Annotated in this window: 13 protein-coding genes and 1 pseudogene; 5 read left to right on the forward strand and 9 right to left on the reverse strand. The window is 71.6% G+C overall.

Translation table 11 applies throughout. The annotated features are described in order from the left end of the window. Positions 1-5 precede the first annotated feature (5 nt). From AS857_RS14295 to AS857_RS14310, 4 genes are all read right to left on the reverse strand, one after another. Complete coding sequence (locus AS857_RS14295) at positions 6-2225, reverse strand: MMPL family transporter (protein ID WP_058043474.1); 2220 nt, start codon at positions 2223-2225, stop codon at positions 6-8. A 96-nt stretch (positions 2226-2321) separates the two neighbouring features. Continuing rightward, positions 2322-3281 carry a carbohydrate kinase family protein gene (locus AS857_RS14300; RefSeq protein WP_058043475.1) on the reverse strand — a complete coding sequence of 320 codons (960 nt, stop codon included), beginning with the start codon at positions 3279-3281 and terminating at the stop codon, positions 2322-2324. Beyond that, the gene (locus AS857_RS14305) at positions 3278-4231 is read right to left on the reverse strand and encodes a pseudouridine-5'-phosphate glycosidase (protein ID WP_058043476.1); all 954 of its coding nucleotides are present in this window, start codon (positions 4229-4231) and stop codon (positions 3278-3280) included. Before AS857_RS14305 ends, AS857_RS14300 begins: the two co-directional genes overlap by 4 nt. Before the next feature lie 309 nt (positions 4232-4540). Next, positions 4541-5230 carry a LysR family transcriptional regulator substrate-binding protein gene (locus tag AS857_RS14310; RefSeq protein ID WP_058043477.1) on the reverse strand — a complete coding sequence of 230 codons (690 nt, stop codon included), beginning with the start codon at positions 5228-5230 and terminating at the stop codon, positions 4541-4543. A gap of 44 nt (positions 5231-5274) precedes the next feature. Between AS857_RS14310 and AS857_RS14315 the strand changes: the two genes are divergently transcribed. From AS857_RS14315 to AS857_RS14330, 4 genes are all read left to right on the forward strand, one after another. Further along, positions 5275-5607 carry a tautomerase family protein gene (locus tag AS857_RS14315; protein ID WP_216823971.1) on the forward strand — a complete coding sequence of 111 codons (333 nt, stop codon included), beginning with the start codon at positions 5275-5277 and terminating at the stop codon, positions 5605-5607. Positions 5608-5687: 80 nt separating this feature from the next. Beyond that, positions 5688-7025 (forward strand): TolB-like translocation protein, encoded by a 1338-nt coding sequence (locus AS857_RS14320; RefSeq protein ID WP_058043478.1) that lies wholly within the window; start codon positions 5688-5690, stop codon positions 7023-7025. Between the two features lie 246 nt (positions 7026-7271). Then, positions 7272-7814 (forward strand): RICIN domain-containing protein, encoded by a 543-nt coding sequence (locus AS857_RS14325; protein ID WP_058043479.1) that lies wholly within the window; start codon positions 7272-7274, stop codon positions 7812-7814. A 198-nt stretch (positions 7815-8012) separates the two neighbouring features. Beyond that, positions 8013-8684: a lipoprotein gene (locus AS857_RS14330; RefSeq protein WP_063804251.1), complete on the forward strand. Its 672-nt coding sequence runs from the start codon at positions 8013-8015 to the stop codon at positions 8682-8684. 144 nt (positions 8685-8828) lie between these two features. Here the strand turns inward: AS857_RS14330 and AS857_RS42090 are convergent. From AS857_RS42090 to AS857_RS14350, 5 genes and pseudogenes are all read right to left on the reverse strand, one after another. Then, positions 8829-9135: pseudogene (locus AS857_RS42090) on the reverse strand (hypothetical protein). A gap of 102 nt (positions 9136-9237) precedes the next feature. Beyond that, the gene (locus tag AS857_RS14335; RefSeq protein WP_058043480.1) at positions 9238-11625 is read right to left on the reverse strand and encodes an ATP-binding cassette domain-containing protein; all 2388 of its coding nucleotides are present in this window, start codon (positions 11623-11625) and stop codon (positions 9238-9240) included. A 142-nt stretch (positions 11626-11767) separates the two neighbouring features. Then, positions 11768-12157: a VOC family protein gene (locus AS857_RS14340; protein WP_058043481.1), complete on the reverse strand. Its 390-nt coding sequence runs from the start codon at positions 12155-12157 to the stop codon at positions 11768-11770. A gap of 36 nt (positions 12158-12193) precedes the next feature. Further along, on the reverse strand, positions 12194-12613 hold the full coding sequence (locus AS857_RS14345; RefSeq protein ID WP_058043482.1) for a helix-turn-helix transcriptional regulator: 420 nt from the start codon (positions 12611-12613) through the stop codon (positions 12194-12196). 89 nt (positions 12614-12702) lie between these two features. Continuing rightward, entirely contained in the window at positions 12703-13035 is a 333-nt protein-coding gene (locus tag AS857_RS14350; protein ID WP_058044146.1) for a cupin domain-containing protein, read from the reverse strand. 70 nt (positions 13036-13105) lie between these two features. Between AS857_RS14350 and AS857_RS14355 the strand changes: the two genes are divergently transcribed. After that, entirely contained in the window at positions 13106-14056 is a 951-nt protein-coding gene (locus AS857_RS14355) for a helix-turn-helix domain-containing protein (RefSeq protein WP_058043483.1), read from the forward strand. The last annotated feature ends 240 nt before the right edge of the window (positions 14057-14296 follow it).

Consider the following 14296-nt stretch of genomic DNA (forward strand, 5'->3'; position numbering starts at 1 on the left):
GCTGGTCAGCCTACTGAGACGGGACTTTGGGCAGCGGGGGCGGCCGCCCGGGCCCGGCGCACGCCGCGCGATGGCCACCAACTGGCCTCGCCGAGGAGCAGCATGAGGGCGGGCAGCAGCATGGCCCGGATGACGACGGCGTCGAGCAGTACGGCCACCGCAAGGGCGAAGCCCATCTGCTTCATCTCCATGATGTGCAGGAAGACGAAGGCGGCGAAGATCGTCACCATGACGAACGCGGCGCTCGTCACCACGCCGGCCGAGCTGCGGATGCCGTCGAGCACGGCCTTGCGGGTCGGTACGCCGCTCAGGGCCGCCTCCCTGATGCGGCTGATGACGAACACCTGATAGTCCATCGACAGGCCGAAGAGGATCACGAACAGGAGGAGCGGGACCCGGGAGCCGATCGACCCGGTGGAGGTGAAGCCGAGGAGCCCTTCGGCCCAGCTGCCCTGGAAGACGAGGACCAGCAGGCCGAGCGAGGCGCCGGCCGAGAGCAGGTTCAGGGCCATGCCGATCAGACCCAGGACCACGGAGCGGAACGCCCACACCGTCATGGCGAAGGTCACCAGCAGCAGGGACCCGATGACCAGCGGCAGCTTCCCCTTCTGGTGGGCCGGGTAGTCCGCGTAGCGGGCGACGTCCCCGGTCACTCCGGACTCCACGCCGGTCAGCGTGCCGACGGTCGCCGGCACGTAGTCCGTCCGCACGCGCTTGAGGGACTGCTGCGCGGCATCGGAGCTCACGTAGTGCGGAACGGGGAGTTCCAGGAGGCTGACCCGCCGGTCCTGCGACACGCGGAGCTCCGCCGTACCGGCGAGTGCGGGGTCGCTCGCGGCGCGCCTGCCGAGTTCGCGCAGCGCGCCGGCCACCTCGGCCGCCCGGCCGGGCTCGGCACGTACGACGACCTGGTGCATGGACTTCAGCTCCGGGAACGCCTCGTTGAGCCGGTCGTACGTCTGCATGGCCGGGATCTGGCGTGAGTGGGTCTCGCGTCCCATGTCGGTCAGGTTGAGGCCCAGGAGCGGGCTCGCCAGGGCGAGCAGGCCGAGGACGGTGACACACAGGGTGGCGGCGGGACGCCTGCTCGCGGGACGCAGGAGGGCGGCCGTGATGCGGCCGGTTCCGGACTTCGGCGCCCGTACGGGCGTGCCGCGCCCGGCCTTGCGGGCCGACCGGCGCTCGGCGCGGGCGCCGAGCTTGGCGATCAGCGCGGGCAGCACGGTGAGCGAGCTGGCGACGGCGACCAGGCAGACGAGGATCGCCCCGGTGGCGATCGACGAGAAGATGACGTCGTCGGCCAGGTACAGCGTGGCGCTGGAGACCGCGACGGCCAGCCCGGACACGACGACGGCCCGGCCCGAGGTGGCGGCGGCCAGCTCCACCACGGCCTGCGTGCTCAGCCGGCCGCCCGAGCGGGCCCGCTCCTCGCGTTCCCGCTTGAGGTAGAAGAGCGTGTAGTCCACGCCCACGGCCATGCCGATCAGCAGGATGACGTTGGTGCCGACACCGGCGTCCGGGAAGACGTGAGAGGCGAGCATCGACAGGCCGACGGCCGCGGCGATCGAGGAGAGCGCCAGCAGGATCGGCACCGTGGCCATGGCCGCGGACCGGAACACGAACAGCAGGGTGAGCAGGGTGACGGGCAGTGCGATCAGCTCGGTGCGAGAGAGGTCGCTGCCGCGCTGCTTCTCGACCCCCTTGCTGATCGACGGACTGCCCGTCTCCTCGATCAGCAGGCCGGGGTGGGCCGCCTGTGCCGCAGCCGTCTGCGCGCGCAGCGGTTCGACGTGCTTCTTGCCGTCCAGCTCAGGGCCCTTGAGGGTCACGGCGATCCGCAGGGCGGTGCCGTCGGAGGAGCGGACGGGCGCGGCCACGGAGGCGACTTCGGGCAGTTTGCGCATGCGGTCGCCGATGTCGCGGGCTGCGGCCGCGGCGGCGGTCCGATCGAGAACGAGACGGCCGCGCGTGGCGGTCTTCCCGGTCGTCCCCGGCTTCCCGGTGATGAGCACGTGCTCCACGGGCCGCTGCTGCAGTCCTCCCTCGGTCGCCATCGCCTCGGCACGGCCCGCTTCGCCGATGCGGAAGTCCTCGCTCTTGGCGGGGTTGCCGCCGATGCCGGCTCCGGCGCCGAGACAGAGCGCCACGAAGAGGAACCAGCCGGAGATGGCGCGCCAGGGGCGCAGGGCGCTCCAACGAGCCATGCGTACAGGGAGATTGTTCATGGTATTCATGCTGGTCCAGGGCCTGTGGTCGCCGACAGCACCGACAGGTTGGACTTCGTGTCCACCGGTCGGTGGACACGGGAGCCGAGGACGGCGTCAGGAGGAGCGGCCGAAGGGAGCTGCCCGTTCCGGGGGTTCCTCCGGGGGATCCTCCGGAGGACGGGGGCGAGCGCCGATGAGGGCGACCGCTTCGGCGCCGGCCCGGCAGCCCTGACGTGCGGCCTCGGCCGGGTCACGGCCCGCCAGGCGGGCGGCGAGGAAGGCTCCGGTGAAGGCGTCGCCTGCGCCCGTGGTGTCCACGGCAGTGGCCGGCTCGGCCGGGACGCGGGCGACGACCGCGCCGGAGGCGGCGACCAGCGCGCCCCGGGAGCCCTGCGTGGAGACCACGAGGGGGAAGTGCCGGCTCAGCTTGGCCGCTGCGTCGGCCGGATCCGGCAGACCGGTGAGGAGCGCGGCTTCGTCGTGGTTGGGCAGGAGCGTGTCCGCCCCCGCGACGGCCGCGAGGAAGCGGTCCACGCCGAAGCGGGCGATGAAACCGGCGGAGGCCGGGTCGACGCTCACCGGCACGGAGCGGGCGCGGGCCGCCTCCATCGCCAGCCGGGCGGCCGTACGGCTCGGGTCGGCGAAGAAGAGATAGCCGGAGACGTGCAGATGGCCGGCTCCGGCCAGGAGGTCGTCACTCCAGTCGGCGGCCGACAGGCGCAGCACCGCACCGCTGTCGGTGAGGAACGTCCGCTCGCCGTCCGGGCCGACCAGGGAGACGACCGTGCCGGTGGGCGCCTCGGGGTCGACGACCAGGTGCGGGCGGACGCCGGCTGCGCGGAGCGCGCGCTCGTGCCCGTCCGCCGCATCCGCGCCCACGCGGGCCAGGATGCGTACGTCGCGGGCGCCCGAGCGGGCTGCCCAGCAGGCCACGTTGGCTCCTGCACCGCCCGGGAGGGTGGCGATGCGGGCCGCCGTGTCGGTCGCGGGAGCGAGCGGCGTGCGGTGCCGGGCGACGATGTCGGTCACCACGTCACCCACGACGAGCAGCGTCGCGCTGCGGGCGCCGCTCATACGGCGTACGCCGTCGCGATCTCGGCCGCCAGCCGCACATTGCCCCGCACCGCGGCCACGTTGGCCTCCAAGGACGCGCCGTCGGTGTGCCGGACGAGGTGGTCGAGGAGGAACGGGGTGACCGCCTGTCCGGTGACCCCCTCACTCGCGCACGCCGCCAGTGCCTGCGCCAGCACCCGGTCGTGCAGGGCCGGGTCGAGCTGCTCCGCCGCGGGGACCGGATTCGCGACGATCAGGGCCGAGGGCGGGCCGCCGAGCGCATCCTGAGCGCGCAGCACACCGGCCACCTCCGCCGCGGAACCGGCCGTCCAGTCGACCGGCTCTCCGGAGCTGCTGAGGTAGAAGCCCGGGAATTCCGTCGTCCGGAAGCCCAGCACGCCGACCCCCAGCGTCTCCAGGCGCTGCAGGGTCGCCGGCACGTCCAGGACCGACTTCACCCCCGCGCAGACGACCGCGATCCGTACCCTCGCCAGCAGGCGCAGGTCCGCCGACTCGTCCTGGGTCTGCGCCCACTCGCGATGCACGCCGCCGAGGCCGCCCGTCGCGAAGACGCGGATCCCGGCCCGTGACGCCAGGAAGGCGGTCGCGGACACCGTCGTCGCCCCGCTCGCCCCCGCCGCGACCGCCGGCGCCAGATCGCGGTGCCCCAGCTTGCGGAGCCCGCTCTCGCCCGCCACGCGCGCCAATTGCGCCTTGTCCAGCCCGACATGGGGCCGCCCGTCCAGCACCGCCACCGTCGCGGGGACGGCGCCGCCGGCCCGTACGAGCTCCTCCAGCTCCTCCGCAACCTGCAGGTTCCGTGGCCTGGGCAGGCCGTGCGCGATGATCGTCGATTCGAGGGCGACCACCGGCCGGCTCCGGTCCAGCGCCTCGCGCACTTCGTCCGAGACGACCAAGGGGGGCTTGCCCGAAGCCTTCGAATCCGTTGATGCCGTTGACGCTTCTGACATGTCTGACACATCTGACACGTCTGATGCTTCTGGCACCGCTGACACCTCTGACATCGCAGGCCCCTCCTGTCGCGCCGGGCACGGCGCTGCTCACCGGATCCTCGATGCACAGAGCTGTTCCCCGAGACGTGCGACCGGAAGCCTTTCGGTGGAGAGGAACGCGCCGGCGCGCGGCTCAGGAGACCTTTGCCCTCGCGGGCCGGGCCGACGGGTCGGGGTGGTCTGCCGGCGCGGCCCCGGCCAGATGACCGACGGCCGACTCCGCCAAGGTACGGATCGCCGGGTGCCAGGGGCGGTCACGCGGGCCGGTCAGTACGAGGCGGCGTGACGTGCGGGGCTCCAGCGGCAGCAGGACCAGGTCAGGGGGATCAGGGAGCGGGACACCTCCGACAGCACGGTCACGCCGATACCCGCCTGCACCATGCTGATCAGGGTCGCCAGGTCCCGTACCCGGTGAGTGGGTGCGAAGCGCAGCCCGGCCAGGCGGTGGATCGTACGGACGCGGACTTCACAGCCGTTGGGGGAGATGAGGAACGGGTCGTCCTCCAGGTCGCGGATGTCGACGCGCGGTTCGCCCGCCAGGGGGTGGTTCCGGGGCAGCAGCGCCCGGTAGCTGTCCGTGGTGAGCTGGATGCCGGGGCCGGGCGGCGGATCGATCAGCACGGCGGCGTCGGCCGTGCCGTCCTCCAGCCACGTCGACACCTCGCTGCTGTCGCCCTCGAAGAGCCGCACGGTGATCCGCGGCTGGTCCTCGCGCCAGTGCCGGAGCAGGCCGGGGACCAGACCCTGGCAGACCGTCGGCGTGGCGGCCAGCCGCACGGTGCCGGTCATGGCCCCGGCGGCTTCGGCCGCGATCTGCTCCACGGACCGGGCCGCCGACACGGCGATGCGGGCGTGCGGCAGGACCTGCTCGCCGAGCGCGGTGGTCCGCACCGGGGCGGAACGGACCAGCAGCGGGCCGGTCAGCTCGCGTTCCAGGGAGGCGACGGGGTGCGACACCGCCGACTGGCTCATCCCTTGCCGAGGGGTTGACCCGGCTGGCGGTGTCCGCCCTGAAGAATTCGAGTGCGCGCACCATCGTCCACATCAACCCGGTTCCGGCCGGCAGCTATTACGTCGACGGCAGGCCGCTGACCGGCGGCCGTGACGCGCACGTGGAGGCCAGTATCACCCTGGGCACGAACAGCGCGGGGGAGAAGGCCGCCTTCATCGCCGAGGCCGGGGCGTTGCTGACGGACGTCCTCGGCCCGCTGGCCCGGTGCGGCGTCGCACTCCACGAACTGCACCCCGAGAGCTACGGCTACCACGGGGTGACGCAGTTCGACCACTACCGCGGGGCGGCCGCAGCCGTGCCGGAGGCCGCCCCTCACCGTTGACCGCGCCCGGTCGACGGGCTTGGCTTCCCCTGACCTTTCGCATCCCCATGCGAATTCCGCCCAGTCCAAGAGGGGGAACCATGCGCCGTCTCGCACGAGCCGCCATTCTGGTCACCGCGTTGGGTGCCTGCGCCGCAGCCACCGTGCCGGTGGCCTCCGGTGCCGAGCACCAGCGGCCGCGTACGGAACGGGTGAGCGTGACCGCCGGCGGTGCCCAGGCCAACGGCGAGTCGTACACCGCCGGCATCAGCGCCGACGGCCGCTACGCCACCTTCAGATCCCGGGCCACCGATCTGGCACCGGGCACCCGCGAGGGCGTCAACCTGTTCATCAAGGACTTACGCACCGGCGCGGTCGAACAGGCCAACGTGGCGAGCGACGGCACACCGGCCGACGACTCCTCCTTCGACATCGCGCTCAGCGCCGACGGGCGGTACGCCGTCTTCGACTCGCGGGCCGGCAACCTGTCCCCGGACAAGCGCCCCGGCGACACCGACCTCTTCGTCCGCGACCGCAGGACGGGGCGGACCGAACTCCTGCTGGAGAACAAACAGCAGCGGGCGGGCACGTCGTACGAACCGGCCATGAGCGCCGACGGGCGGTTCGTCGCCTTCGTCTCCGACCGGACCGACCTCGTCCCCGGGCCGAGCACGGATCCGGTGGCCGTCTACGTACGGGACCGCTGGAGGGGCACCACGCAGCGGGTGAGCGTCCGGTCGGACGGGAGCCAGGCGGGTACCCGCTCGGCGGCACCGGTCATCAGCGCCGACGGCAGCAAGGTCGGGTTCCTGTCGCTCGGCGGCCTGGGCGAGGGCGAGGGCCGTCCGGCCGGCGCCGGTCAGGGGCCGGCCAGGCCACGGTTGGACACCTTCTACGTCCACGACATGCGCACCGGGCGGACCGAACTCGCCGCCCGGCAGCGCGACGGCAGCAGCGCGGCGGCGACCGACATCGGGCTCAGCCCCGACGGGCGCCACGCGCTCTTCTCCTCCCGCACCTCCGACGTCGTACCGGGCAAGACCACGAACACGGCGGACGTGTACGCCCGGGACCTGAGGACCGGCGTCACCCGCCGTCTGAGCGTCGCCCACGACGGGGCCGAGGCCCTGGGCAACTCGCGCGGGCCGGTCATGAGCGCCGACAACCGGAAGGTGTTCTTCAGCTCCACCGCCCCCAACCTGATCCCCGGCGGCAGCGGCGGCACCGACAGCCGCTCGGCCGTCTACGCACGGGACCTGCTGACCGGAGCCGTCGAGCGGCTCGACGTCGCGGACGACGGAACCCCGGCCAACGGCGACTCGGACGGGGTCGCCGTCGACCTGACCGGCCGTACCGCGGTCTTCACCAGCGCCGCCGACAACCTCGTCCCCGACGACACCGGCAAGGTCGTCGACGTGTTCCTGCGCCGCCTCACGTGAGCCGCGCCGGGGGCCGGAACCCGTACGGCCCGGGCAGCGTCTTCCCGCCAACTTGCAGGGGCCCCATCCGGCATCTGCCGTTCCCCGGCGAACGGCTATAGCGTGCGGCCTGCCCGGCCCAGTCCGTCCCGGCTCCGGACCCGGCCCGGCGCGGGCACCGGACCCGGTGCGGGCATCGGGCCGAGGGCGGGCACGGCATGTACGACTCATGATCCAGGCACTTCTCTCGTACGAGGAAGGGGACACATGAAGTCGCGCTATCGCCTCCTGGGAGTGGTGGTCGCCGCCGCGGCCACGCTGCTCACCTCCGGCATCACCGGAGCCTCCGCCGCCGTACCGGACACCAAGCCCGGCACGGACGGCGCCCTCTCCTACGGCTGGATCCGCAACGCCAACAGCGCCCACTGCCTGGCCGTACCCGGTGGCAGCACCGAGAACGGCATCGGGCTCATCCAGTGGGGCTGCGGCAGCTGGCGGGACCACTACTGGCAGTTCGAGTACGCGTTCAACAACGGAGGCCGCAACTACTACCGCATAAGAAACCTCAACAGCCAGCAGTGCCTGGCCGTACCGGGAGCCAGCACAACGCCGGGCACCCAGGTCATCCAGTGGCCCTGCGGCACCTGGGCCGACCACTACTGGGGCATCGAGGTCACCGGCAACGGCAGGCGCCTGGTGAACTGGAACAGCGGCCAGTGCCTCGCCATCCCCGGCGCCAGCCGCGTACAGGGCGAGAAGGCCATTCAGTGGCCGTGCGGCACGTGGGCGGACCACTACTGGAACTTCTAGCGGCCGGTACCCGGCCGGTACCCGGTCCGTACCCGGGTCCGTACTCGCGCTCCATGCTCAATGCCGTGCCCGGCGGGGTTCGCCCCGCCGGGCACGGCTCGCTTTTCCGCCGGCAGGGAGCACCGGAATAACGGTTGGGAACTATCCGCCTTTGCGGCTAGATTTGCGCGGTTGATTCGTTCCATGAGGAAAGGCTCTATGCGCAAGCTCACGCGGGGTACGGCGGTCTGCGCCGCACTCACGATCGGCGTCCTGTCCGGCTGCTCGTCGGCCGCCGAAAAGGGTGGCGACACCGCCCGGGAGTCCACGGCCCCGGCCGAAACGGCGGCGAAGGCCGAGAAGGCCGAGAAGAACACCGGCAAGCCGGACGCGAAGAAGGTCACCCGGATCGGCGCCGCCGGCTCGGCCTGCGAGCTCCCGGTCACCTTCGATCTGGCCAAGGCATGGAAGCCCTCGGGCCTCTCCATCGAGGACGGAAAGCTCCTGGCCAAAATCTCCGGCCACGCAGCATTCAGGGGCGCCTGCGAACTCGATGCCAAGCCCGCCGGCAATATCGGCTTCATGCGGGTCTGGACCACGGACCGGACCGACTCCTCGGCGCGCCAGACGCTGGAGTCCTACATGGCCGAGGAGAAGAACGTCAGCGAGCAGAAGATCAGCGAGATCAAGGCCGGCGACCTTCCCGCCTCGGAAGTGGTCTACACGCAGAAGAGCGCCCTCACGGACGAGCCGAGGCAGCAGCGCGCCCTCGCCGTGAAGACGCCGAAGGGCGTGACCATCGTGCACCTGGGCGGTCTCGACACGGAAGAGCACAAGGAAATGCTCCCGGCCTACGAACTGGCCAAGAAGAGCATGACCCCCACCACCTGAGGCCGACTTCACCACGGCGGCTCAGCACCCCTCACGCACCATGCGCCGGGTCTACGGTCCCGGGCCGCCGCTGGACAGTCGCAACACCGCCGGGTGTGCGTCCGATGCGGGATCCGTCTTAGGTCACCACCCAGTGGCCCGGATTCAGTCGAACCGGATGGGTCTGACGCCCGTCCACGCGCGGCGCAGGTGGCCTTTCACGGCCCGGGCCGTTTCGGGGTGAGGGGCAGTCCGGCCGCGGTGGCGATGTGCTCGGCGACTTGGGGGACGGTGATCAGGACGGTTCGCCGGTCGGCGAGAAGGGTGGAGTGCCGGACGTCGTGACCGCGTTCCCGTAGGCGGCCGACGATTTCCTGGGGTCGCGGACGACGCTGCCCGGGAGCCGTCGCCGGATCTCGTACGCGGTCTGCGTCTTGCCACCGCCGAACGGTCCGTTGATCCACAGAAGCATGTGCGGACACTACGCCGACTGCCGACACCACCGGCTGGAGAGCAGGGGTGTCCGGCCATGGGGCCGTATGTCCCCATGGCCGGACACGGCCCAACGTGCCGGTCAGGCGCCGACGTACTCCGCGAGGTGCTCGCCGGTGAGGGTGGAGCGGGCGGCCACGAGGTCGGCGGGGGTGCCCTCGAAGACGATCCGGCCGCCGTCGTGGCCGGCGCCGGGGCCGAGGTCGATGATCCAGTCGGCGTGCGCCATGACCGCCGGGTGGTGCTCGACGACGATGACCGACTTGCCGGAGTCGACGATCCGGTCGAGCAGGCCGAGGAGCTGCTCGACGTCGGCGAGGTGCAGGCCGGTGGTCGGCTCGTCGAGGATGTAGACGCCGCCCTTGTCGGCCATGTGGGTCGCGAGCCTGAGGCGCTGCCGTTCGCCGCCGGACAGCGTGGTGAGCGGCTGGCCGAGGGTGAGGTAGCCGAGCCCGACGTCGGCGAGCCGGGTGAGGATCTTGTGCGCGGCCGGGATGCGCGCCTCGCCGTCGGCGAAGAACTCCTCGGCCTCGGCCACCGGCATCGCCAGCACCTCGCTGATGTCGTGACCGCCGAGGTGGTAGTCGAGGACCGACGCGTCGAACCGCTTGCCCTCGCAGTCCTCGCAGGTGGTGGCGACACCGGCCATCATCGCCAGGTCGGTGTAGATGACGCCGGCGCCGTTGCAAGTGGGGCAGGCGCCCTCGGAGTTGGCGCTGAACAGGGCCGGCTTCACGCCGTTGGCCTTCGCGAACGCCTTGCGGATCGGGTCGAGCAGCCCGGTGTACGTCGCCGGGTTGCTGCGCCGGGAGCCGCGGATCGCGCCCTGGTCGACCGAGACCACACCCTCGTCGGCGGGGATCGCCCCGTGCACGAGCGAGCTCTTGCCGGAGCCGGCGACGCCGGTGACGACGGCCAGCACGCCGAGCGGGATGTCGACGTCCACGTTCCGGAGGTTGTGCTCCGTCGCGCCGCGGACCGGAAGCTTCCCGGTGGGCTTGCGCACCGTCTCCTTGATGCCGGCCCGGTCGTCGAGATGGCGGCCGGTGACGGTGCCGCCCGCCCGCAGGCCCGCCACGGTGCCCTCGAAGCAGACGGTGCCGCCGCCCCTACCGGCGCCGGGCCCGAGGTCGACGACGTGGTCGGCGATCGCGATCGCCTGCGGCTTGTGCTCCACGACGAGCACCGTGTTGCCCTTGTCCCGCAGCCGCAGCAGCAGGTCGTTCATCCGCTGGATGTCGTGGGGGTGCAGGCCCGTGGTGGGCTCGTCGAAGACGTACGTGACGTCGGTGAGCGAGGAGCCGAGGTGGCGGATCATCTTGACGCGCTGCGCCTCGCCGCCGGACAGCGTGCCCGAGGGCCGGTCGAGCGAGAGGTAGCCGAGACCGATCTCCACGAACGAGTCGAGGGTCCCCTGCAGTGCGGTGAGCAGCGGTGCCACCGAGGGCTTCTTGAGGCGGCGGACCCACTCGGCCAGGTCCCTGATCTCCATCGCGCAGGCGTCGGCGATGCTGATCTTCTTGATCTTCGACGACCGCGCCCCCTCGCTGAGCCGGGTGCCGTCGCACTCGGGGCAGACGGCGAACGCCGTCGCCCGCTCCACGAACGCCCGGACGTGCGGCTGCAGCGCGTCGATGTCCTTGGACAGCATCGACTTCCGGATCTTCGGGATCAGCCCCTCGTACGTCAGGTTGATGCCGTCGACCTTGATCTTGGTCGGTTCCTTGTGGAGGAGGTCGTGCAGCTCCCGCTTGGTGTACTTGCGGATCGGCTTGTCCGGGTCGAAGAAGCCGCAGCCGGTGAAGATGCGGCCGTACCAGCCGTCCATGCTGTAACCGGGGATCGTGAGCGCACCCTCGTTGAGCGACTTGGAGTCGTCGTAGAGCTGGGTGAGGTCGATGTCCGAGACCGTGCCCCGGCCCTCGCAGCGCGGGCACATGCCGCCGGTGCGCTGGTAGGTCGCCTTCACCGCCTTCTTGGTGCCTCGCTCGACCGTGATCGCGCCGCTCGCCCGGACCGATGCGGTGTTGAAGGAGTACGCGCTGGGAGGGCCGATGTGCGGCTTCCCGAGCCGGCTGAAGAGGATGCGCAGCATCGCGTGGGCGTCGGTGACGGTGCCGACGGTGGAGCGGGGGTCGGCCCCCAGCCGCTGCTGGTCGACGATGATCGCGGTCGTCAGCCCGTCGAGCACGTCGACCTCGGGCCGCGCCAGCGTGGGCATGAAGCCCTGCACGAAGGCGCTGTAGGTCTCGTTGATCAGCCGCTGCGACTCCGCGGCGATCGTGTCGAACACCAGCGAGCTCTTGCCCGAGCCGGAGACGCCGGTGAACACCGTCAGCCGCCGCTTGGGGATCTCGATGCTGACGTCCTTGAGGTTGTTCACGCGCGCGCCGTGCACGCGGATCAGATCGTGGCTGTCGGCAGTGTGCGGCGCAGGCGACTTCGTGTTCGCCCTCTTGGCCGTGCTCATCGTGTGTCGTGTCTCCATCGGTTACGCGGGGCCGCCGTCGCGGTCGGGCCTCTTGTTCACTTCGCGCCGCGCCGGGCCGGGCCGTGAGGCGGCGCGGGCGGAAGTCGTCGGCGGGGTGGCGCCCGGTTCGCGGGCGCAGAGCTCACTGCCCGCGAGGCTGGGTGAAGCGCAGCATGTTGCCGGAGGGATCGCGGAAGGCGCAGTCGCGGACGCCGTACGGCTGGTCGACCGGCTCCTGCATCACCTCGCCGCCCCCGGCGCGGATGCGCTCGAAGGTGGCGTCGCAGTCGTCGGTGTGGAAGATGACTCCGCGCAGCTGGCCCTTGGCCAGCAGTTCCGCCATGGCCTGCTTGTCGGCGGGGGAGGCGTTCGGGTCCGCGAGGGGCGGTTCGAGAACGATGTTCACGTCGGGCTGCGACGGCGCCCCGACGGTCACCCAGCGCATCCCCTCGAACCCGACGTCGTTGCGCACCTCCAGGCCGAGCACGTCCCGGTAGAAGGCGAGCGCCTTGTCGTGGTCGTCGACGGCGATGAAGCACGAGGAAACTTGATGTCCATGCGTTTCACGCTACGGGCGGGGGTCGGGTTTCGCTTCTCCATTTCTGACCGGTCGCGTGTGGATCTTGGCGATGCAGGGCGGGATGGCCGCGCCGTCGTCATGGCGGCGGGCCCGGTACGCGCTCGGGCTCTCGCCCACCAGCTCGGTGAACCGTGAGCTGAACGACCCCAGCGACGTACAGCCGACCTCGAAGCAGACCTCCGTCACCGTCAGGTCACCCCGCCGCAGCAGCGCCTTCGCCCGCTCGATCCGGCGCGTCATCAGGTAGCCGTACGGGGTCTCCCCGAAGGCGGCGCGGAAGCTGCGGGAGAAATGGCCCGTCGACATCAGGGCGGCGCGCGCCAGCGCCGGCACGTCGAGCGGCTGCGCGTAGTCGCGGTCCATCCGGTCACGGGCCCGGCGCAGCCGGACGAGGTCCTCCAGGTTCACGCGACCAGGATCCCATCCCACGGGGCCGGGCGCCGAGGTGCCCGGCCCCGGCCGCCCCGCCCGCCCCGCCCGCTCGGGCCCGGGGAGGACTACCCCTCGGGATAGAAGACGAACAGCGTGCAGCCGGTCGTCGTCTGCGGTACGTGCGAGGAGCCCGCGGGGGCGTGGATGAACGAGCCGGCCGGATAGTCGCGGTCGCCGTCGTTGAAGGTCCCGGAGATCACGTAGACCTCTTCGGGGCCCGGCTCGTGGAGATCCACTCCCTGCCAGCACGCGTGGGGGTCCATCTCCACCACGAGGGCCTTCGCGCCCTGGCCGCCGCTCCACAGCGGGCGCAGGCGGATGCCGGGGAAGAGCTCGTGAACCGGAGCGTCCTGCAGGGCGGACCACGTATAGGCGGAGGCGTTCTGTTCTGTTGGCATGAGGAGAGCCTGGCCGATTGCCGCCGTCGCGCCGAGTGTCAAGAAAGACATGCTGAGGTACTTTCCTGCCATGCATCGTGTCGTGGCACTCGTCCATATCCCACAGTCGACCTTCCAGCTCGCCTGCGCGGCCGACGTCTTCGGGACCGAGCGCCGAGGACTGCCCACCCGCTACACGTTCGGCGTCTGCGCGGAGACCCCGGGCCCCGTCCCCACGAGCGCCGGGTACGACATGGTCGTGACCGACGGGCTGGACGCGCTCGACCGGGCGGACACCGTGATCGTCCCGGGATGGCTCCCCACCGACGAGCAGCCTTCGCCCGCAGTGCTCCGTGCCCTGCGCCGCGCTCACGCCCGCGGGGCGCGAATCGTCAGCATCTGCTCCGGGGCCTTCGTCGTGGCGCACGCGGGCCTGCTGGACGGTCGGCAGGCCACCACGCACTGGGGGCTGGCGCAGGAGTTCGCCGCGCGCTTCCCGGCGGTCGGGTTCGCTGCGGACGTGCTCTACGTGGATCACGGCGACGTGGCCACCAGTGCGGGTTCCGGAGCCGGCATCGACCTGTGCCTGCACCTGGTCCGCACCGACCACGGCGCCCGCTACGCAGCGGACGTCGCACGGAGCATGGTCATGCCGCCCCACCGCGAGGGCGGGCAGCTGCAGTACGCGGCGCCGCCGCACCCCTTGCAGATGGAGGGCACGCTTGCGCCGCTGCTGGAGTGGGCCACAGGCAGACTCGGCGAACCGCTGGCCCTCGACGACCTCGCCGCACATGCGGGCGTCTCGGCACGCACCCTGGCCCGGAGGTTCACCGATCAGCTCGGCACCAGCCCCGGGCAGTGGCTGCTGGCCCAGCGGATCACAGCGGCCAGGGAGCTGCTGGAGTCCTCCGACCTCCCGCTGGACGCCGTCGCCCGCCGCGTCGGCCTCTCCTCGGCCACCAACCTCCGCAGGCGCTTCCTCGGCGCCCTGGGCACGACCCCCGGCGCCTACCGCCGTGCGTTCCGGGCGGGGCAGCGGTAGCACCCCGTGGATCCGTTGGACCGGTTGGATCCGTTGGACCGGTCGGATCCGTTCCGTGTCACAACTCTTGCGCCGACACCGGGCCGAGGGTTTCCTCATTGCCGCAACTCGGCCACCGAGAGGACACCCCGTGTACTTACACCGCGCACGATTCGGAGCAGGATCCGAAGCACGTTCCAGAGTCCATCCCGGAGTCCGCCTCAGACGCCGCTCCAGACAGGCCCGCCGCCCTGCGCGCAC

Origin of the sequence: Streptomyces roseifaciens, from assembly GCF_001445655.1 — a bacterium.
GTDB classification, from domain to species: domain Bacteria; phylum Actinomycetota; class Actinomycetes; order Streptomycetales; family Streptomycetaceae; genus Streptomyces; species Streptomyces aureoversilis.